The 24,205-nt window shown below is 68.3% G+C and carries 21 protein-coding genes and 1 tRNA gene; 14 read left to right on the plus strand and 8 right to left on the minus strand.

The features are described 5' to 3' along the window. Positions 1-138: 138 nt before the first annotated feature. The 3 genes from serC to aroA all read left to right on the plus strand — a co-directional run bounded on the left by serC (position 139) and on the right by aroA (position 4,378). The gene (gene serC, locus AC1PK7_RS09935; protein WP_267103685.1) at positions 139-1,224 is read left to right on the plus strand and encodes a 3-phosphoserine/phosphohydroxythreonine transaminase; all 1,086 of its coding nucleotides are present in this window, start codon (positions 139-141) and stop codon (positions 1,222-1,224) included. Positions 1,225-1,303: 79 nt separating this feature from the next. Next, on the plus strand, positions 1,304-2,452 hold the full coding sequence (gene pheA / locus AC1PK7_RS09940) for a prephenate dehydratase (RefSeq protein ID WP_481100675.1): 1,149 nt from the start codon (positions 1,304-1,306) through the stop codon (positions 2,450-2,452). Positions 2,453-3,064: 612 nt separating this feature from the next. Continuing rightward, positions 3,065-4,378: a 3-phosphoshikimate 1-carboxyvinyltransferase gene (gene aroA, locus AC1PK7_RS09945; protein ID WP_481100676.1), complete on the plus strand. Its 1,314-nt coding sequence runs from the start codon at positions 3,065-3,067 to the stop codon at positions 4,376-4,378. A 70-nt stretch (positions 4,379-4,448) separates the two neighbouring features. On the opposite strand, the gene AC1PK7_RS09950 is transcribed toward aroA, so the two are convergent. After that, complete coding sequence (locus AC1PK7_RS09950) at positions 4,449-4,700, minus strand: hypothetical protein (RefSeq protein WP_420009720.1); 252 nt, start codon at positions 4,698-4,700, stop codon at positions 4,449-4,451. Positions 4,701-4,815: 115 nt separating this feature from the next. Then, positions 4,816-5,472, minus strand: a complete 657-nt coding sequence (locus tag AC1PK7_RS09955) for an energy transducer TonB (protein WP_481100677.1) — start codon at positions 5,470-5,472, stop codon at positions 4,816-4,818. A gap of 131 nt (positions 5,473-5,603) precedes the next feature. Here AC1PK7_RS09955 and serS point away from each other — a divergent pair, with 131 nt between their 5' ends. The 3 genes from serS to AC1PK7_RS09970 all read left to right on the plus strand — a co-directional run bounded on the left by serS (position 5,604) and on the right by AC1PK7_RS09970 (position 8,485). Beyond that, positions 5,604-6,884 (plus strand): serine--tRNA ligase, encoded by a 1,281-nt coding sequence (gene serS / locus AC1PK7_RS09960; RefSeq protein WP_481100678.1) that lies wholly within the window; start codon positions 5,604-5,606, stop codon positions 6,882-6,884. A gap of 420 nt (positions 6,885-7,304) precedes the next feature. Beyond that, complete coding sequence (locus tag AC1PK7_RS09965; protein ID WP_010342573.1) at positions 7,305-8,294, plus strand: LysR family transcriptional regulator; 990 nt, start codon at positions 7,305-7,307, stop codon at positions 8,292-8,294. 101 nt (positions 8,295-8,395) lie between these two features. Continuing rightward, positions 8,396-8,485 (plus strand) — tRNA-Ser (locus AC1PK7_RS09970). A 111-nt stretch (positions 8,486-8,596) separates the two neighbouring features. Here the strand turns inward: AC1PK7_RS09970 and AC1PK7_RS09975 are convergent. Next, positions 8,597-9,517: an AraC family transcriptional regulator gene (locus tag AC1PK7_RS09975; RefSeq protein ID WP_481100679.1), complete on the minus strand. Its 921-nt coding sequence runs from the start codon at positions 9,515-9,517 to the stop codon at positions 8,597-8,599. 114 nt (positions 9,518-9,631) lie between these two features. Here AC1PK7_RS09975 and AC1PK7_RS09980 point away from each other — a divergent pair, with 114 nt between their 5' ends. The 5 genes from AC1PK7_RS09980 (at position 9,632) to AC1PK7_RS10000 (ending at position 13,581) form a co-directional block, all read left to right on the plus strand. After that, entirely contained in the window at positions 9,632-10,345 is a 714-nt protein-coding gene (locus tag AC1PK7_RS09980; RefSeq protein WP_481100680.1) for a DUF2306 domain-containing protein, read from the plus strand. 219 nt (positions 10,346-10,564) lie between these two features. Further along, entirely contained in the window at positions 10,565-11,128 is a 564-nt protein-coding gene (locus AC1PK7_RS09985) for a hypothetical protein (protein WP_481100681.1), read from the plus strand. Then, a complete protein-coding gene (locus tag AC1PK7_RS09990) occupies positions 11,125-11,703 on the plus strand; it encodes a hypothetical protein (protein WP_481100682.1) in 579 nt (192 codons plus the stop codon). Before AC1PK7_RS09985 ends, AC1PK7_RS09990 begins: the two co-directional genes overlap by 4 nt. Next, positions 11,690-12,280: a hypothetical protein gene (locus tag AC1PK7_RS09995; protein ID WP_481100683.1), complete on the plus strand. Its 591-nt coding sequence runs from the start codon at positions 11,690-11,692 to the stop codon at positions 12,278-12,280. Before AC1PK7_RS09990 ends, AC1PK7_RS09995 begins: the two co-directional genes overlap by 14 nt. Further along, entirely contained in the window at positions 12,277-13,581 is a 1,305-nt protein-coding gene (locus AC1PK7_RS10000) for a hypothetical protein (protein ID WP_481100684.1), read from the plus strand. Before AC1PK7_RS09995 ends, AC1PK7_RS10000 begins: the two co-directional genes overlap by 4 nt. A gap of 25 nt (positions 13,582-13,606) precedes the next feature. On the opposite strand, the gene AC1PK7_RS10005 is transcribed toward AC1PK7_RS10000, so the two are convergent. The 3 genes from AC1PK7_RS10005 to AC1PK7_RS10015 form a co-directional block, all read right to left on the minus strand. After that, the gene (locus AC1PK7_RS10005; RefSeq protein WP_481100874.1) at positions 13,607-14,377 is read right to left on the minus strand and encodes a BPL-N domain-containing protein; all 771 of its coding nucleotides are present in this window, start codon (positions 14,375-14,377) and stop codon (positions 13,607-13,609) included. A gap of 29 nt (positions 14,378-14,406) precedes the next feature. Then, a complete protein-coding gene (locus AC1PK7_RS10010) occupies positions 14,407-14,736 on the minus strand; it encodes a hypothetical protein (protein WP_481100685.1) in 330 nt (109 codons plus the stop codon). 290 nt (positions 14,737-15,026) lie between these two features. Further along, on the minus strand, positions 15,027-15,605 hold the full coding sequence (locus AC1PK7_RS10015; RefSeq protein WP_481100686.1) for a DUF3617 domain-containing protein: 579 nt from the start codon (positions 15,603-15,605) through the stop codon (positions 15,027-15,029). Between the two features lie 348 nt (positions 15,606-15,953). On the opposite strand from AC1PK7_RS10015, the gene AC1PK7_RS10020 reads away from it, so the two are divergent. After that, the gene (locus tag AC1PK7_RS10020; protein WP_481100687.1) at positions 15,954-17,141 is read left to right on the plus strand and encodes a DUF2252 family protein; all 1,188 of its coding nucleotides are present in this window, start codon (positions 15,954-15,956) and stop codon (positions 17,139-17,141) included. A 24-nt stretch (positions 17,142-17,165) separates the two neighbouring features. Here AC1PK7_RS10020 and AC1PK7_RS10025 read toward each other — a convergent pair whose 3' ends face one another. Continuing rightward, complete coding sequence (locus AC1PK7_RS10025) at positions 17,166-17,630, minus strand: GNAT family N-acetyltransferase (protein WP_481100875.1); 465 nt, start codon at positions 17,628-17,630, stop codon at positions 17,166-17,168. Positions 17,631-18,091: 461 nt separating this feature from the next. On the opposite strand from AC1PK7_RS10025, the gene AC1PK7_RS10030 reads away from it, so the two are divergent. Next, complete coding sequence (locus AC1PK7_RS10030; RefSeq protein ID WP_010342586.1) at positions 18,092-18,739, plus strand: response regulator; 648 nt, start codon at positions 18,092-18,094, stop codon at positions 18,737-18,739. Positions 18,740-19,291: 552 nt separating this feature from the next. On the opposite strand, the gene AC1PK7_RS10035 is transcribed toward AC1PK7_RS10030, so the two are convergent. Then, a complete protein-coding gene (locus AC1PK7_RS10035) occupies positions 19,292-22,801 on the minus strand; it encodes an Rne/Rng family ribonuclease (protein WP_481100876.1) in 3,510 nt (1,169 codons plus the stop codon). A gap of 406 nt (positions 22,802-23,207) precedes the next feature. Here AC1PK7_RS10035 and AC1PK7_RS10040 point away from each other — a divergent pair, with 406 nt between their 5' ends. Then, positions 23,208-24,197: an RluA family pseudouridine synthase gene (locus AC1PK7_RS10040; protein WP_481100688.1), complete on the plus strand. Its 990-nt coding sequence runs from the start codon at positions 23,208-23,210 to the stop codon at positions 24,195-24,197. Positions 24,198-24,205: the final 8 nt, after the last annotated feature.

Below are 24,205 nucleotides of genomic sequence, written 5' to 3' on the forward strand. Positions count from 1 at the left end.
GAAGGGGGCGAGCAGTGGCGGGGACTTCAACACAGACTACGCATGCGCAGGGCGAATGGATGCAAATGCAACCTAAATTGCCCGGGCCGCAAGCTGTTGCGCTGCGGCATACTAGGGGTCCTGTCCGATAGGTGCCCCATGACGCGCGCGTTCAATTTCAGTGCCGGCCCCGCTGCCTTGCCGGAATCGGTCCTGCGCCAGGCGCAGGCGGAGATGTTGGAGTGGAACGGCGTGGGCGCCTCGATCGTGGAGCTGAGCCACCGCGGCGCCGAGTTCATGGAGGTGGCGGCACAGGCCGACGCCGACCTGCGCCGGCTGATCGGCATTCCCGACGACTACGCTGTGCTGTTCCTGGCCGGTGGCGCCACCACCCAGCAGGCGCTGCTGGCGCTGAACTTCGCCGCGCCCGGGCAGACTGTGGACTACGTGGTGACCGGGCACTGGGGCAAGACTGCGATCAAGCAGGTCGGGCCGTATGTCGACGTGCACGTGGCCGCCAGCAGCGAGGCCGACGGCTTCCGCGACATCCCGCCGCGCGCGGCCTGGCAGTTGCGCGAGGATGCCGCCTACGTGCACATCACCGCCAACGAGACCATCCACGGCGTGGAGTTCCGCGACACGCCCGACGTCGGCGACGTGCCGCTGTTCGCCGACTTCAGCTCCAGCATCGCCTCCGAGCCGATCGACGTCTCCAGGTACGCGCTGATCTACGCCGGCGCGCAGAAGAACCTCGGCCCGGTCGGCGTCACGGTGGTGATCATCCGCCGCGACCTGCTCGAACGCGCCGGCCAGCCGCGCGCGGACATCTTCGACTATCGCTCGCATGTGGCGCGCGACTCCATGCTCAACACCCCGCCGACCTGGAACTGGTACCTGGCCGGGCTGGTGTTCAAGTGGATGCTGGCCGAGGGCGGCGTGGAGGCGTTCGCAGCGCGCAACCAGGCCAAGTCGGCGCTGGTGTATTCGGCGATCGACGCCTCCGGTGGCTTCTATCGCAACGAGGTCGCGGCGGCGGTGCGCTCGCGGATGAACATCCCGTTCTTCCTGCCGGACGAGACCCTTACCACGCGCTTCGTCGCCGAGTCCAAGGCGGCCGGATTGCTGGCGCTGAAGGGCCACAAGGCAGTCGGCGGCATCCGCGCGTCGCTGTACAACGCCATGCCGCTGGCCGGTGCGCAGGCACTGGTTGCGTTCATGCGCGACTTCCAGCAGCGCCACGGCTGAGTCGCCGATTTTTGTAGGAGCGGCTTCAGCCGCGACCGGATCGCTGCGGCGATCCGGACCACCGAGGAACCCCCGATCCATGGCCGCAAAGCCGAAGAAATCTCCCGCCGCCGACGCCAAGCCGCCCAAGCCCGCGAAACCCGCCGCCACGCCGGCCCTGGCCGACGTTCGCGCCAAGATCGACGAGATCGACCGCAACATCCAGGCACTGATCGCCGAGCGCGCGCAGTTCGCGCACCAGGTCGGCAAGGCCAAGGGCAAGCTTGCCGCGGCGGTGGACTATTACCGCCCCGAGCGCGAGGCGCAGGTGCTGCGTATGGTGGTCGACCGCAACCAGGGGCCGCTCAGCGACGAAGTGCTGGTACACGTATTCCGCGAGATCATGTCCGCGTGCCTGGCGCAGCAGGAGCCGCTGAAGATCGGCTACCTGGGGCCGGAAGGCACCTTCAGCCAGCAGGCGGTGCTCAAGCACTTCGGTCGCTCGGCGGTAGGCCTGCCGATGGCCACCATCGAGGAAGTGTTCCAGGAAGTGGAAAGCGGCAACGCCGACTTCGGCGTGGTGCCGGTGGAGAACTCGGGGCAGGGCACGATCCAGGTCACCCTGGACATGTTCCTGACCTCCAACCTGAAGATCTGCGGCGAGACCGAGCTGCGCGTGCACCAGTTCCTGCTCTCGCGCAGCGGGCGGCTGGACGCGATCGAGCGGATCTACGCGCATCCGCAGTCGTTCGCGCAGACCGCCGGCTGGCTGCGCGCGAACCTGCCCAAGGTGGAGAAGATTCCGGTCTCCAGCAACGCCGAGGGCGCGCGCCGTGCGCGCAATGCCGACGATGCGGCGGCGATCGGCGGGGAGAGCGCGGCGCATGTGTATGCGCTGAAGAAGGTCATCATGAAGTCGATCGAGGACGACGCGGACAACACCACGCGCTTCCTGGTGATCGGGCGGCAGATCTTCCCGCCGTCGGGGCACGATCGCACGTCGGTGCTGGTGTTCATCCACGACAAGCCGGGTGCGCTGTTCGATGTGCTCAGCCCGTTCGCGCGGCATGGGATCAGCATGAACCGGATCGAGTCGCGGCCGTCGCATCAGGCGAAGTGGGAATATGGGTTCTTCATCGATCTGGCGGGGCATGTGGAGGATGAGGCGATGAAGTTGGCCTTGGCGGAGTTGAAGGCGCATTCGGCGCAGATCAAGGTGTTGGGGTCGTATCCGGTAGCGGTGCCTTGAGGTGGTTGCGCGGTTGCTTCGGCTCTGATCGCGGTGGGGCGCTTTGGCCACGAGGAGATGTGCACCTGTTGTAGGAGCGGCTTCAGCCGCGACGGGGCATTCCCTGGAATGTGAAACCGCTTCTTCAGCAGCAACAGCTTTAACGGCAACAGCTTTAACGGCAACAGCTTTAACGGCAACAGCTTTCGCGCTGACGCGCGAGTCACTTTTCCTTGCTTGTGCAAAGAAGGGCTTTACAGCAGCCGGAGGCTGATCAAAGTAACCAAAAGAAACACACACCCGGGCGGGCTGCCCCGCGCTGCGCGCGGGGTCCGCGGACACGACGGCAATTTTCGGAAGGCACATCCATGTGCCTGCCAAAAACGACGCGCATCCTGCGCGTCGCCCCTCACGGGGTTTTACCCGTCGTGTCCGCCAGCCCTTACGGGGGATTGAGAGCAATAGCAAAAGCCAGGACAACGGCAAAAGCAGGAACACCAGCACCAGCACCAGCGTTGGCGGTGTCGGTGGTGGACTGGGTTTAGGCGTCGTCGCGGTAGCGCAAGCACGCGGTAGCGGCACCAGTGTCGCTGGGTGGCGATGGATATTCGGGTGGTTGGACTTTCAGGAACGATGATGAGCAACGAGCAAGGCTGGATCGCAACGCGCGCCACTGCGCTGCAGGGCACGCTGACGGTGCCGGGGGACAAGTCGGTGTCGCACCGGGCGGTGATGTTCGCGGCGTTGGCCGATGGCACGTCGCGGATCGAGGGGTTTCTCGAGGGCGAGGACACGCGTTCGACGGCGGCGATCTTCGCGCGGCTCGGGGTGCGGATCGAGACGCCGTCGCCGTCGCAGCGCATCGTGCATGGCGTGGGCGTGGATGGGCTGCAGGCGCCGCAGGGCGAGCTGGATTGCGGCAATGCCGGCACCGGCATGCGCCTGCTTGCAGGACTGCTCGCGGCGCAGCCATTCGACAGCGTGCTGGTCGGCGATGCGTCGCTGTCCAAGCGGCCGATGCGGCGGGTGACCGAGCCGCTGGCGCTGATGGGCGCGCGCATCGACACCGAGGCCAATGGGGTGCCGCCGCTGCGCATCCACGGCGGGCAGCCGCTGCGCGGCATCGACTTCGTCTCGCCGGTGGCCAGTGCCCAGGTCAAGTCGGCGGTGCTGCTGGCCGGCCTGTATGCCGACGGTGTCACCTCGGTGCAGGAGCCGCATCCGACCCGCGACTACACCGAGCGCATGCTGTCCGCATTCGGTGTGGACATTGAGTTCTCGCCGGGCCAAGCGCGGCTGCGCGGGGGCCAGCGCCTGCGCGCCACCGACATCGCGGTGCCGGCGGACTTCTCCTCGGCTGCCTTCTTCATCGTCGCCGCCAGCATCATCCCCGGCTCGGACATCACCCTGAAGGCGGTCGGACTCAATCCGCGCCGCACTGGCCTGCTCGCCGCGTTGCGGCTGATGGGCGCGGACATCGTCGAGCACAACCACAGCGAGCACGGCGGCGAGCCGGTGGCCGATCTGCGGGTGCGCTACGCGCCGCTGCGCGGTGCGCGCATTCCGGAGGACGTGGTGCCGGACATGATCGACGAGTTCCCGGCGCTGTTCGTCGCTGCGGCCGCCGCCGACGGGCAAACCATAGTCAGCGGCGCGGCGGAGCTGCGGGTCAAGGAGTCGGACCGCCTGGCGGCGATGGCCACCGGGCTGCGCAGCCTGGGCATCGTCGTCGACGAAACCCCGGATGGCGCCACCATCCACGGCGGCACGCTGGGCGCCGGGACCATCGAGAGCCACGGCGACCATCGCATCGCCATGGCCTTCGCCATTGCCGGGCAATTGGCGCAGGGCGAGGTGCGGATCCAGGACGTCGCAAACGTGGCGACCTCGTTCCCGGGTTTCGATAGCCTGGCGCGCGGCGCTGGATTCGGGTTGCGCACCGCCTGAGCGAGCAAACAACATCGGCCGCGTACGAGCGCGGCCGGTGGAAGAAAGAAGTACGTCGGGAAGTCGGGAATCAGTGCGTGGGCTGTGGACGCGGCGGATCCTTGGCAGGCGTGGATGACGAGGCTTGGTAGTCACTGCCGTCGTCGTCGCGGTCCAGCGCCAGCCACCAGCCGGCGACGGCCAGCGCCAGGGCGATCACCACCATCCACGCCCAGGGCGAGCCGCGGTCGGCGCGCGCATGCTGCTCCCCGCGGTCAGCCGGCCGCGCGGAAGAACGCTTCCACGCATGGATCGGCTGTGTCGACTTGTAGGGGGTGGGCATGGCGGCAACTCCGGTGCCGTGGGTGCGGGGCCAGTGTCGCCCAGGACCCGTACCTGCAGTGTCACCCCCATGTGAACGCCGCCGGCGCAACCGGGCGACTGTTCAGTTATTTCGGTTACGGTCCTGGCTTGAAATCGAACGGGATCTCGATGCTGGCCGGCACCGCGCGGCCGTTCTGCTGCGCCGGGCGGAACTTCCAGCGGCGCACGGTTTCCATCGCCGCGCGGTCCAGATCGCGCGAGCCGCTGCGCCGCACCAGGGCCACGCCGGCAGGCGCGCCGCTGGCGTCGACCTCGACCCGCACCACCACGGTGCCGGCATCGCCGTGGCGCAGCGCTGCCGGCGGATAGCGCGGCGGCGGGGTCTGCCCTTCCAGCGGCACCGGGCGGTCGCCAGGGGCCAGCGCGGTGGCCGTGCTGCCGGCGCCATCGCTGCCTGCGGCAGGAGCCGGTGCTTCCGTGGTCGGCGGCGGGGTCGGCGCGGTCTCCACCAGCTTCGGTGCGTCGCCGGCGGGCGCCGGCTTGGCCTGCGGCATGCTGCTGGCGGCGCTGCCGGCGGGCAGCGGCTCTGGCAGCGGCTTCACCTGTTCGGTGTCCTGCTGCACCTGCTGCGCCGGCTGCGGCTTGTAGAAATCGTTGTCCTTGCGTCCGACCAGCCACACCACCAGGAACAGCAGCAGGCCGGCGACGAAGGCGATGCCGACGATCGCGAGCAGGCGCCGCGGCAGATGCAGCACGATGCCGGGCTTGGAAGACGAGGGCGACGTGGACATGAGGCTCACCGTGGGGAACCGCCCGATTCTGGCATAGCCGCGGTGAATCGCGCGCCGCGGCGGGCGCGGGTCGGCAAAACCGCGGCGGACAGGCGATAATCCGGGGTTCGTTCCCCTGGCACCCCGCGCACATGCTCGATCCCGCTCTGCTTCGCCAACAGCCCGCCGACCTCGCCGAGCGCCTGCGCACCAGCCGCGGCTATGCGCTGGACGTGGCCGTCCTGGAGGCCCTGGAGGCCGACCGCAAGCGCATCCAGGTGCGGACCCAGGAACTGCAGAGCCTGCGCAACAGCCGCTCCAAGGCGATCGGCCAGGCCAAGGCCAAGGGCGAGGACGCGAGCGCGCTGATGGCCGAAGTGGCCGGCTTCGGCGACGAGCTGAAGGCCTCCGAGCAGCGCCTGGACGAGATCCGCGCGCAACTGGAGACGCTGGCGCTGGAGATTCCCAACCTGCCGCAGGCCGACGTGCCCGTGGGCAAGGACGAAGCCGACAACGTCGAACTGCAGCGCTGGGGCAGCCCGCGCAGCTTCGAGTTCGAGGTCAAGGACCACGTCGAACTCGGCGCGCGCCACGGCTGGCTGGACGGCGAGTCGGCGGCCAAGCTGTCGGGCGCGCGCTTCACCGTGCTGCGCGGGCCGATCGCGCGCCTGCACCGCGCCCTGGCGCAGTTCATGCTGGACCTGCACACCGGCCCGCACGCCTACCAGGAAACCAACGTGCCGGTGATCGTCAACGCCGACAGCCTGTACGGCACCGGCCAGTTGCCGAAGTTCGAGGAAGACATGTTCGCCACCGCGCTGGGCGAACAGAAGCGCTACCTGATCTCCACCTCGGAAATCTCGCTGACCAACCTGGTGCGCGACGAGATCGTCGAGGCCGAGCGCCTGCCGCTGCGCATGACCGCGCACTCGCTGTGCTTCCGCTCCGAGGCCGGCAGCGGCGGCCGCGACACCCGCGGCATGATCCGCCAGCACCAGTTCGAGAAGGTGGAACTGGTCAGCGTGTGCCGCCCCGAAGACAGCGCCGCCGAACACGAGCGCATGACCCGCTGCGCCGAAGTGGTGCTGGAGACGCTGGGCCTGCCGTATCGCAAGATGCTGCTGTGCACCGGCGACATGGGCTTCTCGGCCAGCAAGACCTACGACCTGGAAGTCTGGCTGCCGTCGCAGCAGACCTATCGCGAGATCTCCTCCTGCTCCAACTGCGGCGATTTCCAGGCGCGGCGCATGCAGGCGCGCTGGCGCAACCCCGCCACCGGCAAGCCCGAACTGCTGCACACGCTCAACGGCTCCGGCACCGCGGTCGGCCGCGCCATGATCGCGGTGATGGAGAACTACCAGAACGCCGACGGCTCGATCACCGTGCCCGACGCGCTGCGCCCGTACATGGGCGGTGCCGAGCGGATCGGCTGATTGCCGCCAGCCCGGGGCGTTGGTCCCGGGCGATCCTAGCGTTGTCGTGGTTGCGGCGACGCGTCTTGCGCGACTGCGTGTTGCAGGCGAGCTGCCGCGATGCAGTCGGCTCCCGACTGCGTCCTCATGTCCTCGACTGGGCCCGGGCAGGGCAGGGCATCCGCAGGTATTCCTTGCTGCCGCACCCGCCGCACCCGCCGCACTCGCCGCACTCGCCGCACTCGCCGCAAACGGCGTTCCGCGTGCGCCAAACGCCCTGATCCGTCACTTTGCGCTAGCCCGGTCAGGGTTACGATGCGCGCGTCTACCTCCGTGCCTGAGCCACCGAGCGAGCGCGACCGGCGTCCTGCAGCGCAAATCGTTGTAGGAGTAGAATGAATCGGATCCGATTGTCCCCATCGTTCTAAATATCGAAAGAACATGCACGACCTCAACGATCTGTACTACTTCGCCATGGTGGTCGACCACGGCGGCTTCGCCGCCGCCGAACGCGCCCTGGGCATCCCCAAGTCGCGCCTGAGCCGCCGCATCAGCCAGCTGGAGAGCGATCTGGGCGTGCGTCTGCTGCAGCGCTCCACGCGCCGTTTCGCCGTCACCGACCTGGGCATGAGCGTGCATCGCCACGCCCAGACCATGCTGGCCGAGGCGCAGGCCGCGCGCGAAGTCGTCGACCGGCTCAGCGCCGAGCCGCGCGGGCTGGTGCGGGTCAGCGTGCCGGTGTCGCTGGCGCAGATGCAGCTGCCCAAGCTGCTGCCGATGTTCCTCGACCAGTACCCCAAGGTGCGGCTGCAGTTGAACATCAGCAACCGCCGCGTCGACATCATCAACGAAGGCTACGACGTCGCCCTGCGCGTGCGCTCGCGCCTGGACGACGACGGCAGCCTGGTGATGCGCAGCTTCGGCCAGGTGCAGGAACTGCTGGTCGCCAGCCCCAAGTACCTGGACCGCGCCGGCCGCCCCAAGGATCCCGAGGAACTGACCTCGCACGTCACCCTCAGCATCAGCGAGGACGAGGCGCGGCAGCGCTGGGAACTGCACGGCCCGGCCGGCGAAGTGCGCCGCGTCGACCTGCAGCCGCGCGTGGCCGGCTTCGATTTCCCGCTGCTGCAGTCGATGGTCAAGGACGGCTTCGGCATCACCCTGCTGCCCGAGACCGTCTGCGCCGAAGCCGTGCGCAACGGCGAACTGGAAGTGGTGCTGCCGGAATGGTCGCTGCCGCAGGGCATCTGCCATGCCGTGTTCGCCTCGCGCCGCGGCCTGCTGCCGGCGGTGCGCGTGTTCATCGACTTCCTCGCCGAACACCTGCCGCGCCAGATCGAAGCCTCGCGTCTGGACTGCGGCGGCAACTGCCCCGAGCGCACCAAGGCGCGGCACTCGACCCTGGGCGCGATGGCGGTCGAGGCGGGTTGATCGCGACGCCGGCCGAGCAGGTCGGTCGAGCAAAACCGACGCGGGCGTGCGAAAATGCGCGCCTGTGCCGGTGGTTGTTGGTTACCGCCGCGTTCGCAAACGGAGAGATGGCCGAGCGGTTTAAGGCACCGGTCTTGAAAACCGGCGAAGGGTCAAACCTTCCGTGGGTTCGAATCCCACTCTCTCCGCCACACTGGCAGTCAAGGCGTGATGGCGTATGCGAAGCCTAAGGGCGGGACGCCTGCGTTGATCTAGTGCGGTGAGACCTCCTCAGTGTTTGCGTCCTAAAGACACCCACAACGTCAGAACTTGGCCGCTACCGATTGCGCGCGATACTGGCTGGGGGATGCATCGAAGTTGCGCTTGAATGCAACCGCGAACGCGCTTTCAGATGAATAACCGACAGACATGCCGATCGCACCGACCGAGAGCGTCGACGTCAGCAGACGATGAGACGCCAGGGCCATGCGCCACCGGGTCAGATAATCCATCGGTGTCTCGCCGGTGACGCGCTCGAAATGGGCGGCGAAGCTGGAGCGCGACATCCGTGCGGCGGCGGCCAATTCTGCGACCGTCCACCGATGGCTGACGTTCGCGTGCATGGCCGTCAGGGCACGATGCAGTGCGGGCACGCCGAGCGCGGCCAGCCATCCCATTTGCTGCTGGCCCGTCTCCAGATGGGCGCGCAAGGCCTCGATCAACAGCGCCTGCGCAAGGTGTCCAGCGAGCAGATCGCTGCCTGGCCGAGGTTCGCGCAGTTCGACGATGAGGCGCCGTACGCTGGCTTGAAGCGCCGCCTTGTGATCTTGAGACCGAATGTGGACCACCGGCGGTACCGCTGAAAGGATGGCCGCAGCATGTTGGCCGCGCAACGAAAAGAAACCCCCGATGCCTCGACAAACCCCGCCGCCATTGAGTTCAGCGACGTGGCCAGGCGGCACCTGTGTCAGGAACGAGATGGCGTCCTGCCACGTCACGGGGGCGCCTGCATACAGCTGCATGGCGGCTCCTCCTTGCACAAGAATCACATCACCCGGTTCCAAGGCGATAGGAGAGCGGGCGTCCTGCAGCACGATCCTGCATTCCCCCGAATCGATGGCAAAGCATCGGATGCCGTCGGCTGGTGGGAAACGCAGTCCCCAGTCGCTTCCAGCGTCCAACCCGCGAAATCCATACGAGTTGAGCTGAACGAGGGTGAGGATGTCGGAAAGCGGGTCGGTCATGTCTGGACGATAGCGACAGATGTTTCGACGATCGAACATGGGCTCGGCTGCCCGGCACCGATAGTGTTGCACTTGAAGGACGTGGCGGACATGCCGCGGCTTGAAGTCCGGCCCATGGCCGCATTTGTCACTCCAGGGAGCAGCGTGATGCATTCGGCGTATCGGTCGCAGGCAAGCACGACAGCGAAATCCAGACGGTCGGGCTATGCATGGGGCGTGCTCGCTGTGTTGAGCGGCATGGTCGCCCTGCTGTCCTATCGCTATCTGTTCGACCGAGGTCCGGTGCCACCTGGGGTCGCAGCCAACCGGCATGTGCATCCATGGTTGATCGTGCACGCGACCAGCGCCGCGACGGCGCTGCTCTGTGGGCCCTTGCAGTTCGTTCGCCGGCTTCGTCTGCGTCACCCGGGGTGGCATCGGGCGACCGGACGCGTGTATGTCGCCGGTTGCATGGTCGGAGGCCTCTCCGCGCTGTTTTTGGCTGCCGGGATATCCACCGGGCCTGTCGCTGGCGCGGGGTTCGGTGCGCTTGGAATCGCGTGGATGGCGACAACGGCCATCGCGCTGCGCAAGGTTCTGACAGGTCGGCTGGCTGAGCATCGGCGCTGGATGATGCGCTCGTTCGCCTTGACCCTGTCTGCGGTAACGCTGCGTCTTTACTTGCCTTTCTCGACGTTTGTCTTGGGCATCGAATTTGTCGTGGCCTATCGGGCGATTGCCTGGTTATGCTGGCTACCGAATCTTCTGGTAGCCGAGTGGCTGATGAAAGCGCACCCATCGGCCCTTGGGCGAGATGACGTTAGCCCCGATTTCGAGCGCTCAGACTAGGCATCCGCGCCGCCGGATCCGCGATGAGCGCCTTATCTCTCGCTTGAGCATCTGCGAGTAGGTCTGGAAGTAGGATCTACAGTGCGGACGGAATACTGTTTCTCTGCATTCAGTTGCGGGTTGCACGTCTTCGCAACCCGGTGCTACCGTCCGGCCGAGCGTCCAAAAGGGTCACCCGGTTTGGCGAGCAAAGCGTCTCTAGGACAGTGGCGGACACGGATGCTGGCCGGGATCGGTGGCATTGCCGCGATCGTGGTGGGGTGGGGCATCGGCCTGTTCGAGGCCAAGGATGTGCCGGTGCCGCCCGCGCTGCAGGCTGGCAAGGACGTTGCCGCAGGCGAGTGGTCGCTGCGCTTCGATCACGTCGAGACCAGTGACCGGTTACCGAATGGCGACACCGTGTCGCGCGACGGTCGCAAGGCCATCGTGCTGTATCTTCAGGCCACCAATCGCACCACGCAGACCAGTGGCTCGCTGGTGCAGGCGGTGGCGTTGAAGACTCCGCCGCGCGGGGCCGATGTGCGGCCGACTGCTTATCTCTTGCGCGATCGCGCGGCGACCACCGAACTGCAACCGGGCCTGCCGGAACAGATCGCTCTGGTCTGGACCTATCCGGCGACGGAACAGGTGGCTCGCCGCGCGCGCTTCGACATCACCGCCAGGACCTTCAAGGCCTTCGACAATCTCTACGCGCAGCCGATATGGACCGATCCGCATCCGGTCGGGGTTGTGGAGTTGCCGCTTGATGCGTCGCGTTCCAACACTGGGGCAGGTGCGCCGTGAAGCGGCTTTCCGCCATCGCGATCCTGCTGCTCGGCTTCGTGCTGCTTGCCGGGATGCGCTGGACGATGCCGCGCTACGAGCGCATCATCGGACCGATCGTGGTGTCCGGAGCGCCGGACGGTTGGGTGCAGACCGACAATCTGGCCGTGGACGCCGGTACGCCGCAACTCGCGCGCACCATCCGCTTCAAGGTGGCGGGCGCGGTGCAGCAGCGCGACAGTGGCGGCGTGTGGCTGGTGGTGCCGGTGCGGTCGAAGGTCGCGCGCGCGACCGCACGCGTGTATGGCCGGGTCTGGGCGACGCCCGACGGCCGCCGCTACCGCGCCAGCGGGCGCGCGGAGATGGGCGACGCGGTGCTGTCGTCGATCAAGACGCTGCAGCCCGGGCTGCAGCGCAAGGACGTGCTGGTGTTCGAACTGCCGTCCGCGCTCGCCAGGGCCGGCGGCACGCTGCTGCTGTCGGAAGACCGCGACCCGCAGCTGACGGCCGAGGCGCAGGTGCGCTATCCGCCGCTCCCGCCCGCAACGGCGGTCACCGATGTGCTCGATCTGGATGCGCTGCATGCACGCCTCTGACCGCGGTGTGGTCCCGGCCGTTACCGAGCGGCGCATGCGCTGGCTCGCGCTGGTGGCGCTGGCCGTGCTGGTGACGTGCACGATGGCCGCGATCGGCTGGCGCGATGCGCGGGAACTGCTGCGCGCGCGCGAATGGCGACCGATCGATGTGGCGATGACGCAGACCATGGAGTACGACAGTGCCGCCGTCCAACTGGTATCGGTCGACGTGCTGCCGTTCGAGCCAGGTCTGCCCGCCGACCGCACCTTCGTGCGCACGCGCCTCTCGTTGGTGCCCGGCGCCGCCGGCGCGCAATGGAGCGATTGCACGCTCAAGCTGGTCGATGGCACTGGCCGGTCGTGGACTGCGATCGATACCGTGCCGGACCTGTTGCAGCGTGCCCTGGCCAAGCCGGGCGAACCGCCCGGCGTGGCCTGCGATGGGCTGGCCGTGTTCGCGGCCAAGCCGGGCGTGCCGCTGGCGATCGACGGCTACTATCTGGTGCCGCGTGCGGTGGCCGCGCAGCTGCAACTTACCGTGAGCACGCGCGGCGGTCGTCCGCGTTACCTGCGTTTCGCGAGAGGAGCAACGCCATGACCGAAATGGCGCTGCGCGGCGGGCCGCTGGGGTTGATCGGCGACACGCTGCGGCTGTGGTTCCGCTACTTGCCGCAATTGCTCGCCGTGGCACTGGCCGGCGTGCTGCTCAACGAACTGCTGCTGCAAGCTGCGGTGTGGATCGGCTATCAGAACCGGCTCGCCGGCTTGCTGTCGCTGACCCTGGTGGTGCTGGTCAAGCTGGTGATCTTCGTCCTGCTGTTCGAAACGCTGCGCCCGGCCTTGCCGGGAATAGCCAGCGCGGCGCTGGCCGAACAGAACGATGCGACGACGGCAGAGGACGAGGGCAGGGCGCGCTGGCGCCGCCTGTCTACCATCGTCTCGCAGGCGCTCGTGCCGTTCTTCGCCTACTACGCCGCCTGGGGCTTTCTCGGCGAGACCATCCGCGCCTATGGGCGCGAGGGCTTGGGGCAGTTCAATCCGTTCGATCCGACCTATCGGGGATCGCTGTTCGAGGTGTCGGGCGGCTGGTGGCTGGCGGCGTCGGTGGCGCTGCTGTGGCTGATCCGGCGCGCGGCGAAAAAACAGAAGCAGCGCAGCGCGCATCCGGCCTGGAACGTGCTGATCGTGCTGTGCGAGGCGGGCTGGACCTTCGTCGGCATGTACGTGCTCACCGAATGGAAGGGCGGTGTGTTCCGCTGGCTGGCGCATCTGCGCATCGCCGATCTCGGCCAGCAACTGTGGCAGGGCATCAGCCATCCGATCGGCGTCGCCCACGCCGCGTTGCCTGGCGCGGTGGAGCAGGCGCCGCCGGGTGTGGCGGACACGCTGGTGGCGATCTTCTTCTCGGGCTTGTTGCCCGTGGTCTGGCTGGCGCTGGCCGCGTTGATCTACCGCTACGACGTCCACAATGCCGAATGGAATGCGTCCGCCAAGTGGTCGAGCAAGGTCGACGGTACGTTGGGACTGTGGCGAAAACTGCCGACCTGGTTGCGCGACTTCATCGGCCATTTCTGGGCCGGCACCGTCTCGCGCTATCGCGCCGCGGCCAACAGCGTGCAACTGGCCGGCGCGACCGGGCTGGCGGCGCTGGTGACGCTGATCGTGCTGTATCGCGCCCTGGACTGGGCCTCGGCCTGGGCCTGGATGGGCCTGACCCGGCTGATCGGCCCGCACCCGCAGGTGGTGTGGCAGGCGATTGCCAATCAGCTGTCGGTGGTGCTGGGCACGCCCAGCGATCCGGGCGACGGCATCCTGCCGCAGACGCTGAAGATCTGCCTGCTCGCGGCGACGCTGGAGCGCGCGTTCCGTGCCGGGCGGAGTTGGCGGGCGTTGAAGTAGTCCGGCCTGTGTGGGGCTTCTGCCTCTAGCGGTCGACACGGACAGATGACGGTTGCGACGACCGCGTGGCGAACTCGTCGAACAGCGCCCGCAGCACCGGCGTCCTGGGCATCCTGTCCAGCGGGATCTCGGCCTGTTCGAACCAGCTCCGGTCCGCCTCGGGATGCGGACCGCTGAGGACGACGGTGCCGCGGCCGAAGCTATAGCGGGCCGCGGCCACGTCGCCGTTGGCGTAGGTGGCGAGCGCGCGGAAGCCGCCCTGGGTGCTCTGCGGGAAGTAGGGGCCGTCCTGGAAGAAGACGCTGTCGGGCTGGCCCTTCCAGCGAACCGCGACGGCCTCCTCATCGATGGTGGTGACGGGGAAGCCGCGCCGCCCGACCTCGCCATCGAGATCGTCGCCGATCAGGCCCATGTTGGTGTCGTCGGCGAGATACGCGCCCATGCACAGACCCAGATAACCGCCGCCCTGCGCGACGAAGTCGCGGATGGCGGCGATCCGGCGCTCGCCCATCGCCTGCAGCGCGACCGGAATGTCCTGCCCGCCGCCCGGTTGCACATACACCGCGTAGCCGCGCAGGGTGGCAGGCGTGACGTCCTGCGCCTCCTTCGGGCCGATGATGTCGACCTGGTACTGCGGACTCAGCGCCTCGATCGCGTCCTTGGCGGTTTCGGAGCAGTCGTCGCAGCCGGCAGCGCCGCGATAGACCGCGACCCGGATCGTGGGTTGTGCGTTCGCTGCGGACACGCAGGCGAACGCGAGGCAGCACAGCGCTGCCAGTCGCAATGGACGTTTCATGGTCGGCACTCCTGGCGCACGTTGGAGATTCAGCGCTTGTGCGCACGCGGCAATGCAATCAATCGGGAGTCTCCGTCGCCGATCGACGGCCCGATCTTGCAATCGGCGAGGCGCACCGCCTCGTGGCCGGCGACCTTGCGCGGCAGGCAACTGCCGCCATGCGTGCAGAACGCACCGCCCGACGGCGTGTCGCGCGCGATGTCCACCGGCACGGTCTGGCCCTTGTTCCAGGTGTTGTGCATGTCGTCCTGCACTGCGGCCAGCATCACCGCGTGACAATCCGGCGCCGGTGTGCGTGCGCTCGCCATGGCGGGGGCACCCGCGAGCGCGATCAGCGTGGCCAGAAGGGCGTTGCGCATGGTGTCTCCTGTTGGTTGTGGTTCGGCACGGTGCGCCCGCAAAGGGCGGCAGTGCTGTGGAGTGGAGACTGGCGTGGGCGACCTACATCAATCGATCCGCCTGCAACCAGGCATGAACAGTCCATTGCCTTCGCTGCACAGCCGCGCGTGGTCAGCGGTGGGTCGAGCATCTGCAAGCGCGTGGACGCGCCCATGAAAAACGCCGCGACGGGTCACCATCGCGGCGTTTTGGACAGGACAGCGACATCCCGGAAAGCGGCGCCGGGCGCCGCCTTCAGGGACAAGCATGCTCAGCCGGCAGCCGGCGCCTTGGTGTCGCCAGCCTTGATGTCGCCCGGCTGGCACTCGCCCAGGCGCTTGCCGTCCATCTTCATGTGCGTCTTCATCGACACGCCGCCCGGCAGGCCGGTGATCGTGGAGTGCGATTCGGAGGCCATCTCGGTGGCGCTGAAGGTGCCGGTGCTGGTGCCGGCGACCTTGATGTCGCCCATCGTGCAATGCATCTTCGCGTCGATCTTGCCGTCCTTCATGCTGAAGGTGTCGTACACGCAGTTCTTCTGCATCGGCGAGGCACTGCCGAAGAGGCTGGCAGGATCGTTGATCTGCTCGGCGGTGAGGCACACCTTGGCGGTGCTCGGTGGCATCTTCGGCATCTGCGGCATGTTGCCGGAACCGCCGCTGGTCTCGCTGCTCACCTGTTCGATCCGCATCTCCCACTGGCCGGGCTGCAGTTTGGCCGCCTGCACCTTGGCCACGTCGGCGACCGAGGCGTTGGACATGGCGACGTTGTCGCCGTTCTTGTCGCCGCCCTTGCTGCAGGCGGCGAGCAACACACACACGGCAAGCGTTGCCGGCACGGTCAGACGCATGAACTTCTCCCTAAGTTATGTGAGGTGCGCGGAGCATAGCCGGGGGCGTGATCAAGATCACGTCGACGCCGGGCATTCGCTGGCGACGCGTGCCTGGCGCCGCAGCGGCACCGGGGAAGCGGGCGAACCGACCGTCGTCGGTTCGCTCAGCGGCTGCAACGGAACATAAAAACCTTGCGAAGTCGCGCGATATCGCCGCGCGATTGCATGCGTGTCGAACGCGCGTGATCCGGAGACACGGAGTGCGTTGCCGCCGCGGCCGCCGTGCACGGACCATTCCGCTCGGCTCTGCTAGCGTCTGCGCCGCCGCGCGTGACCCCCACGCCCATTGCATCGGTTCTCCCCGCCATGCCAAGCCTCGCCGAACGCCCCACGATTCTCGAAGACAAGCGCACCCTGAAGATGGCCCGCTCCGCCCACGCCTACGTGCGCGGCAATACCGCCAGGTTCTACGAATGGCTGGCAGCGTCGCCAGCGGCGCGGCGCGTGCCGATGGGGCCAGCGATCTGGATCTGCGGCGATTGCCACCTCGGCAACCTCGGCCCGGTCGCCGACGGCGAGGGGCGCGTGGAGATCCAGATCCGCGACCTCGACCAGGGCGTGATCGGCAACCCCGCGCACGATCTCATCCGCCTGGGCCTGTCGCTGGCCACCGCGGCGCGCGGCTCGGACCTGCCCGGCGTCACCACGGCGCGGATGATGGAAGCGATGATCGACGGCTACGGCGCGGCGATCGCCGACCCGACCCGCGAGCATCCGGGCGCCGAACCCGAGACCGTGCGCAGCATCCGCCGCGAGGCCTTCGGCCGGCGCTGGCGGCATCTGGCCAAGGAACGCCTGCAGGCGGTGGAGCCGCGCATCCCGCTGGGCGAGAAGTTCTGGGCCTTGGCGCCGGAAGAGCGCGAGGCGCTGGAGCGGCTGTTCGCCGATCCGAAGGTGGCGCAGATGGTGCTGTCGCTGAAGGGGAAACCCAAGGATCGCGAAGTGCGCCTGGTCGATGCGGCGTACTGGATGAAGGGCTGCAGTTCGCTGGGCCTGCTGCGCTACGCGGCGATCGTCGCGCTGAAGACCGGCAAGGGCCACTGGTCCTATGCGCTGGTCGATCTGAAGGAGGCGGTCGCGCCGATCGCGCCGGCGGCGCCCGATGCGCGGATGCCGGCGGACAACGCCGAACGCGTCACCGCCGCGGCGCGGGCGCTGTCGCCCTATCTGGGCAGCAGGATGATGCCGGTGCACATGCTGGGCCGCTCGCTGTTCATTCGCGAGCTCTCGCCGCGCGATCTGAAACTCGAAGTCGACCAGTTCAATCACGCCGAGGCGGTGCGCTCGGCGCGCTATCTCGCCTTCGTGGTCGGCAAGGCGCATGCGCGGCAGATGAAGCCGGGGACGCGCGCCGGGTGGCTACAACTGCTGAACGCCGATCGGCGCAAGGCCATCGACGCACCGTCGTGGCTCTGGGAGAGCGTGGTCGCGCTCGCCGGCCATCACGAGGCCGGCTATCTGGAGCACTGCCGTCGTTACGCGCTGGCTGCCTGACGGCTTTGCGAGGCGCGATCGGTTTCAGCCGCGCGCGCAGTCCAGGTCCAGCGCCATGTCCCAGCGGTCCAGCCCCGGGCCATAGCCGTCCACCACCACGCGTTCGACGCCGAAGCCGAAGCGCGCGTAGAACGCCCGGGTGTGCTGGCTGGTGTCCAGTTCGATCCGCGTCACGCCAGCGCTGCGTCGGCAGGCGTCGAGCCGCGCCTCGGTCAAGGCGCGGCCCAGGCCCTGGCGGTGCAGGCGGCGGTCGACCATGCCCCAGCCGAAGCTGGCGACGCGGCCGTCGACGCTCAGCGCGTGGCCGCCGCAGGCCACGACCGCGCCTGCGCGAACGATGACCAGGTAGTGCCAGGCGCCGGCGTCGTGCTCCAAGAAGCGTTCGAAGTCGGTGCGTTCAGTGCGAGCGAAGAACTGCGGGACGTTGCTGTCGAACAGCGCCAGGCAGGCGGCGTAGTCCTGGGTGACGTAGGGGCGGATCGTGTTCACCCGGGCAGTGTGCCGCAGGCGACTAGGCATGTCGTGGCTGCGCCGCGTGCGGGAGGCCGCATCGGCCATTTCCGACGCGAGCGTCGGAAAATTTCGCCGGGCCTGTCCGGGATCCGCAGCGGGGTGGTGTCCGGAAGCGGGAAGGGGGAGGGTCAGATAATTCTGACGTGAGATCAGGATTGTCCTGATAACGCTTTTATGGCCGCACCAGCATACTGGCCTCGGCCTGACGCAGGGACCGTCGCGCGCCTTCCGAGGAAAGCGCAGGCAGGTCACTCGACCCTGCGTGCCGAGCCTTGAGTAAGCTCGGCAGGGTTTTGATGACGCCATCATGACGTTTCGCGAGGTGCGAATGAGCACCCCGTGAAGCGTCGTCGTTTGTCTACGAATTCGTCTTGCCCTGAATAATTCACGCAGATAGTCTGGATGGTGCGGTATCCGCTGCGTTGGGGTTATACGAGATGGCCATCAGGGTTTTTCTGGTCGATGATCACGCTCTTGTCCGGACGGGCATGAAGCTGATCCTGTCGAATCAAACGGATATCGAGATCGTCGGCGAGGCAGACAGCGGCGAAAATGCGCTCCCGCAGATCCGGCAGCTGAAGCCGGACATCGTCCTGTGCGATCTGCACATGCCAGGCGTCAGCGGGCTGGAAGTCACCGAGCGCATCGTCAAGGGCGACCACGGCACCAAGGTCATTATCGTGTCGGTGCTGGAAGACGGCCCTTTGCCCAAGCGCCTGCTGGAAGCCGGCGCCTCCGGCTATGTCGGCAAGGCCGGCGATGCGCAGGAGTTGCTGCGCGCGGTGCGCGACGTGGCGATGGGCAAGCGCTACCTCGGCGCCAACATCGCGCAGAACCTGGCGCTGGCCAATCTGGAAGGCGGCGGTTCGCCGTTCGACGCGCTGTCGCCGCGCGAACTGGAAGTGGCCCTGCTGCTGACCCGCGGCCTGCGCCAGGAAGACATCGCCAAGCGCCTGAGCCTCAGCGCCAAGACCGTCAACACGCACAAGGCTCGCCTGTTCGAGAAGGTCGGGATCCAGGACAACATCGCCCTGGCGCGCCTGGCCACGCAATACGGATTGCTGGATCCGGCGCACCCGCTGTAATCGCCGGGACTGGTCGGACTGCATGGGAGCCGCCTTCGGGCCGCTCTTGCGTTTTGCTTGCGCGAACGAGGGGACTTGTTCGTGGTGGATCGACTGCGACCAAGCGTTCGCCGGCTTCGCCGAGGTCCCGTGCCTTCGCGAGTGCCGCGGTCGGGATGGCTGGGTGCCGCCGCGGCATGACTTGGCGCAAGCGCGGTGGAGGAGGCGCAGGCGCTCTTCGCGCATGCGTCAGGCACTGCTGCAGCAAGCCTGCAACGACGTGGGCGTGCAGGTGTTGGGGCATCTTCAGGACAACTCCAGTCGCCGCCTTGCACGCATCACGTGCGCGACCATTTGCTCTCGTAGGAGCGGCTTCAGCCGCGACAGGCATGGCGGGTCATGCCTGTCGCGGCTGAAGCCGCTCCTACGGGATGGCGGCGCGAACGGGATGCGTTGAAGATTTCGCGCATGCAGGTGATCGTTTTGAACTGCTGCGTTGCGCGTCCTCCGCAGCGCCCATGAAAAAAGCGGCCCGAAGGCCGCTTTTTCCTGCTGCAACGGAACGCGCGTGGATCAGCCGCGATCCTTGTGCTCGTCGCCGTCCGCCTTGTCCGCGGCATGCGGCGCATGCGTTGCGGACTGCGCAGCCGCGGCGGCACGTTCCTTCTTGTCCGCTTCGTCTGCAGCCGCGACCTGCGCCTGCGTCGGCGCGGCCGGCGTGGCGACCGCGGCGCTGCTGTCGCTCGCCGGGGCAGATGCAGGCTCGGTCGGCGTTGCGGCCGCTGCCTCGCCACTCTGCGGGACCTGCGCCGGCGCCTCGGCGAAGGCGTCGAGCAGGGTGGTCTGCACCGGCGCGGCTTCCTCGGCAGGCGGTTCCGCGGAAACGGCGGGCGCGGCGGTCGGCGCTGCGCTCGGCGCGACGGGAGCCGTCGCCGGTGCAGTCACGCTCGCCGGATCCTCGACTGTCGCCGTGGCATCCGCGGCCTCCGGCTCCGCGACCGGCGCCTTGACGGCGGCGGCGGTCGGTTGCTCGACGGACGCGGTGACCGCTTGCGGCTGCTGCGGCGCGGCCGGCGCGACGGCGGGGGTTGCAGGCTCGGACGGCGCTGCCGCGCGCTCGGCGGCGACCGTCTCTTGCGCAACCGGCGTGGTCGCGGCGACCGGAGCCGGTGCCGCAGCCACCACGGTATCGGCGTGGGCCACGGCGGCAGTGCTGACGCCCTGCGCTGCAGCGGTCGGCGCAGGCGATGCGATCACGGCATCGGCAGCGGCCGGCTGCATCGGTGCGGTGGCCGGCGCAGGCACAGGGTCGGCGGTGATCGGCGCGGGGGCCTGGGCTGCGTCATCGGTCGGTGCTGGTGCACTGGCGGCGGCTGCACGCTCACGACGCGGCTCACGCTTTTCCTGCGGCTCGCGCTTTTCCTGCGCGGGCGACTGCGGCTTGGGCGCCGGCGCGTCGGAGGCAGCGTCGTCGTCGAAGTCGAACTCCGGCTGGCTGCGGCTCGGCGCCTGCGCGCTTTCGCCATCGCTGTCGCTGTCGCCAGCATCCAGGTCGGCATCGTCCAGCCCGCTGGCATCGCCGGCAGCGCCGGCTTCGCCATTGCCACGGCGGCGGCGGCGGCCACCGCGACGGCCACGACGGCGGCGGCCGCCGGCGTCGCCGGTGCCGTCCTCACCCTCGGCGCCTTCGCCAGCGGGCACGGCCTGTGCGGTTTCCGCGGCGCTTTCGCGCGCATCGATACTGTCTGCTGCGGCGGCCGGTGCCGGTTGCACCGGTGCCGGGGTGGCGGCCTCGACGGCCGCTGCCGGCTCCTGGGTCGCGGCGATCGCGCCACCGGCGACCGCCGCGGCGGCCAGGGTGGTGGCGTCCTGCGCCGGCGTCACCGGAGCGGCCGCGACCGGCGCGGCCTGCTGCTTGGCGACGGCCTCGTCGCCGCGCGGCTGACGCTGCGGCTTGTCGCCCTGCACGGCGGCCTGCGCCGGCTCCTGCTGCGGCTTCGGTTGGCGCGGCGGGTTCTGCGGCTGCTGCTGCTTCTGCGGCTTCGGCGTTTGCGGCTGCTGCTGCGGCTTGGCTTGCTGCGCGGCCTGCTCGTTGCGCGGCGCCTTGGGCTGCTGGTTCTGCTGCCCGGCGGGCGCGGCGCCACCGTTGCCATTGCCGGCGCGGCGCTCGTCGCGGCGCGCGTTGCCGCCACCGTTGTTGCCGTTGCCGCGTGCGGCATTGCCGCCCTGGCCGCCGTTGCGGTTGCCGTCGCGGCGGGCATTACGGTCATTGCGATCGCCACGGTCGTTGCGGTTGCGGTTGCCGTCCTGCGGTCGCTGGCGCTGGGCCGGCTCGGCCGCGGCCGGGGCGGGGGCCGGACTGTCGCCGGCGCCGAAGATGCGCTTCAGCCAGCCGACCACGCCGGTGGCCGGCGGCGCGACCGGGGCCGGCGCAGCCACCGGCGTCGGCGCCGGGGCGGCCACCGGTTCCTCAACCACTTCACGTACCGGGGCCGGCTGCGAGTGCTTCACATTGGTCACCGCAGGTGCCGGGATGTTCAGCTGCGCCTTGGTCAGCGCGTGCACCGGCAACTTGCGCGGGGTGCCGCGCTGGTAGCTCGGCTTGGTGCTTTCCTCGCCCAGTTCGTTCTCGCGCAGGCGGGTCACTTCGTAGTGCGGGGTGTGCAACTGCTCGTCGGCGACGATCACGATCGGCGCGTCGTGGCGCTTCTCGATCTCGCTGAGCGCGCGGCGCTTCTCGTTGAGCAGGTAGTTGGCGATCTCCACCGGGGCCTGCACCAGCACCTGCCCGGTGTTTTCCTTCATCGCGTGTTCTTCGGCGACGCGGATGATCGACAGCGACAGCGACTCGACGCTGCGCATGCGGCCGTGGCCGTCGCAGCGCGGGCAGACGATCTGGCTGGACTCGCCCAGCGACGGACGCAGGCGCTGGCGGCTCATCTCCAGCAGGCCGAAGCGCGAGATACGGCCGATCTGCACCCGCGCGCGGTCGTACTTGAGCGCGTTCTGCAGGCGGTTCTCGACCTCGCGCTGGTGCTTGTTGGAGGCCATGTCGATGAAGTCGATCACCACCAGGCCGCCGAGGTCGCGCAGGCGCAGCTGGCGCGCGACCTCTTCGGCCGCCTCCAGGTTGGTCTGGAACGCGGTGTCCTCGATGTCGCTGCCCTTGGTGGCGCGCGAGGAGTTGACGTCCACCGCGGTCAGCGCCTCGGTCTGGTCGACCACGATCGAACCGCCGGAGGGCAGGCGCACGCTGCGCTCGTAGGCGGCCTCGATCTGCGACTCGATCTGGAAGCGGTTGAACAGCGGGATGTCGTCGGTGTAGTGCTTGAGCTTGCGCAGGCTCTGCGGCATCACCTGCTGCATGAACTCCTTGGCGTCGCCGTACATCTCCTCGGTGTCGACCAGGATCTCGCCGATGTCGGCGCGCAGGTAGTCGCGCAGGGCGCGGATGATCAGCCGCGATTCCTGGTAGATCAGGAACGGCGCCGGCTTGGCCAGGGCGGCCTCGGCGATCGACTTCCACACCTGCAGCAGGTAGTCCAGGTCCCACTGCAGTTCTTCGGCATCGCGGCCGACGCCGGCGGTGCGGATGATCACGCCCATGTCGTCGGGGATGTTCAGCTTGTCCAGCGCTTCCTTCAGCGCGGCGCGGTCCTCGCCCTCGATGCGGCGCGAGACGCCGCCGGCGCTGGGCGAGTTCGGCATCAGCACCATGTAGCGGCCGGCCAGGGAGATGAACGTGGTCAGGGCCGCGCCCTTGTTGCCGCGCTCCTCCTTGTCCACCTGCACCACGACTTCCTGGCCCTCGCGCAGCAGTTCGCGGATCGTCGCCTTGTTATGGTCGACGCCGGCCTGGAAGTAATCGCGGGAGATTTCCTTCAGCGGCAGGAAGCCGTGGCGCTCGCCGCCGTATTCGACGAAGGCCGCTTCCAGCGAGGGTTCGAGCCGGGTGATGCGGCCCTTGTAGATGTTGGACTTCTTCTGTTCCTTGGACGGCTGCTCGATGTCGATGTCGTACAGGGTCTGGCCGTCCACGATGGCCACACGCAGTTCTTCCGCCTGCGTGGCGTTGATCAGCATTCGCTTCATTGTTGCGTTCCTCGCGCTGCTACCGCGCGGAACGCCATGGGGTTTCGCTTCTGGTCACGCTTCGTCGCCCATCGCGCAGGCGCGGGGTGGGCGTCTTGGGTTTCCAGCGCTACGACACCACGGCGAACCGCGGGAGCGCTTTTTGCTTTTAGGTGGTTCAGGACCGGCGGCGACTCCACCAGCCAGGCTGGGCGCCGCACGGGGCATGTTCAGCGCGGACGCTTGCGGCATCCGGCGATGGCCGGGTAGGCCGGTGAGCCGCTAACATGGCCGCCCCGGGGGCGGTGGTCGCGCACTGTGCCGGAATCGTCGTAAGCCGGGCTTCTGGCCCTCAACTAACTTCCAACGAAATCAAACCCTTATCTCGCCCCCCGAGTGTAACAGAATAAACTGCCTGATGACTTCCCCCCCGATCCCTCCGAAGCCGCGCGATGTCGCGACCAGCGCGGTGCGCATTCTCAAGGTCCCGGAAGACAGGGCCGGACAGCGCGTAGACAATTTCCTGCTCGGCCAGCTCAAGGGCGCGCCGCGCAGCCTGATCTACAAGCTGATGCGCAGCGGCCAGGTGCGGGTCAACGGCGGCCGCACCAAGGCCGAGCGCAAGCTCGAGGCCGGCGACGAGGTGCGCATCCCGCCGGTGCGGCTGACCGAGGAGGGCGAGAAGAGCGCGCCGCCGGATGCGTTCATGGCCCGGCTCGAGGCGGCGATCGTCTACGAGGACGCGCGGCTGCTGGCGCTGAACAAGCCATCCGGCGTCGCCAGCCACGGCGGCAGCGGGATCAGTTTCGGCGCCATCGAGACGCTGCGTGCGCTACGTCCCAATCAGTCGCTGGAGCTGGTGCACCGGCTCGACCGCGACACCTCCGGACTGCTGATCGTGGCCAAGAAGCGCTCGGCGCTGACCGAACTGCAGGCGCTGATGCGCGAGGACGACCGGGTCCAGGGCCGCGGCATCAACAAGCGCTACCTGACCCTGCTGGTCGGGCGCATGCCCGACGGCACCATGAGCGTGGACGCGCCGCTGCACATCGGCCTGCGCCAGGGCGGCGAGCGCCACGTGCAGGTGAACGCGGCCGGCAAGCCGTCGCTGAGCCATTTCCGGGTGCTGGAGCGGCGCGGCGGGCATTCCTATTGCGAGGTGCGGATCGAGACCGGCCGCACCCATCAGATTCGTGTGCATGCCCAGCATCTCGGGCATCCGGTCGCCGGCGACGACAAGTACGGCGATCTGGCGGTCAACAAGCGCCTGCGCGAGCAGATCGGGCTCAAGCGCCTGTTCCTGCATGCCGCCTCGCTGGAGTTCAGCCTGGACGACGGCAAGACACCTTATCTATTGAACGCACCGCTGGCCGACGAACTGGCCGAGGCGCTGAACCGCCTCGGCTGAACCAGGCT

This window comes from Xanthomonas sp. NCPPB 3174 (assembly GCF_056725205.1).

Bases quoted from the DNA above. Each gene is read 5' to 3' on its own strand.
- pheA (WP_481100675.1), top strand. From the start codon at position 1,304: ATGGCCGCAAAGCCGAAGAAATCTCCCGCCGCCGACGCCAAGCCGCCC.
- AC1PK7_RS10010 (WP_481100685.1), bottom strand. From the start codon at position 14,736: ATGCGCAACGCCCTTCTGGCCACGCTGATCGCGCTCGCGGGTGCCCCC.
- AC1PK7_RS09975 (WP_481100679.1), bottom strand. From the start codon at position 9,517: ATGACCGACCCGCTTTCCGACATCCTCACCCTCGTTCAGCTCAACTCG.
- AC1PK7_RS09980 (WP_481100680.1), top strand. From the start codon at position 9,632: ATGGCCGCATTTGTCACTCCAGGGAGCAGCGTGATGCATTCGGCGTAT.
- AC1PK7_RS09995 (WP_481100683.1), top strand. From the start codon at position 11,690: ATGCACGCCTCTGACCGCGGTGTGGTCCCGGCCGTTACCGAGCGGCGC.
- AC1PK7_RS10015 (WP_481100686.1), bottom strand. From the start codon at position 15,605: ATGCGTCTGACCGTGCCGGCAACGCTTGCCGTGTGTGTGTTGCTCGCC.
- AC1PK7_RS09985 (WP_481100681.1), top strand. From the start codon at position 10,565: ATGCTGGCCGGGATCGGTGGCATTGCCGCGATCGTGGTGGGGTGGGGC.
- serS (WP_481100678.1), top strand. From the start codon at position 5,604: ATGCTCGATCCCGCTCTGCTTCGCCAACAGCCCGCCGACCTCGCCGAG.
- aroA (WP_481100676.1), top strand. From the start codon at position 3,065: ATGATGAGCAACGAGCAAGGCTGGATCGCAACGCGCGCCACTGCGCTG.
- AC1PK7_RS10000 (WP_481100684.1), top strand. From the start codon at position 12,277: ATGACCGAAATGGCGCTGCGCGGCGGGCCGCTGGGGTTGATCGGCGAC.
- AC1PK7_RS10030 (WP_010342586.1), top strand. From the start codon at position 18,092: ATGGCCATCAGGGTTTTTCTGGTCGATGATCACGCTCTTGTCCGGACG.
- AC1PK7_RS09955 (WP_481100677.1), bottom strand. From the start codon at position 5,472: ATGTCCACGTCGCCCTCGTCTTCCAAGCCCGGCATCGTGCTGCATCTG.
- AC1PK7_RS10040 (WP_481100688.1), top strand. From the start codon at position 23,208: ATGACTTCCCCCCCGATCCCTCCGAAGCCGCGCGATGTCGCGACCAGC.
- AC1PK7_RS09965 (WP_010342573.1), top strand. From the start codon at position 7,305: ATGCACGACCTCAACGATCTGTACTACTTCGCCATGGTGGTCGACCAC.
- serC (WP_267103685.1), top strand. From the start codon at position 139: ATGACGCGCGCGTTCAATTTCAGTGCCGGCCCCGCTGCCTTGCCGGAA.
- AC1PK7_RS09950 (WP_420009720.1), bottom strand. From the start codon at position 4,700: ATGCCCACCCCCTACAAGTCGACACAGCCGATCCATGCGTGGAAGCGT.
- AC1PK7_RS10020 (WP_481100687.1), top strand. From the start codon at position 15,954: ATGCCAAGCCTCGCCGAACGCCCCACGATTCTCGAAGACAAGCGCACC.
- AC1PK7_RS10005 (WP_481100874.1), bottom strand. From the start codon at position 14,377: ATGAAACGTCCATTGCGACTGGCAGCGCTGTGCTGCCTCGCGTTCGCC.
- AC1PK7_RS10035 (WP_481100876.1), bottom strand. From the start codon at position 22,801: ATGCTGATCAACGCCACGCAGGCGGAAGAACTGCGTGTGGCCATCGTG.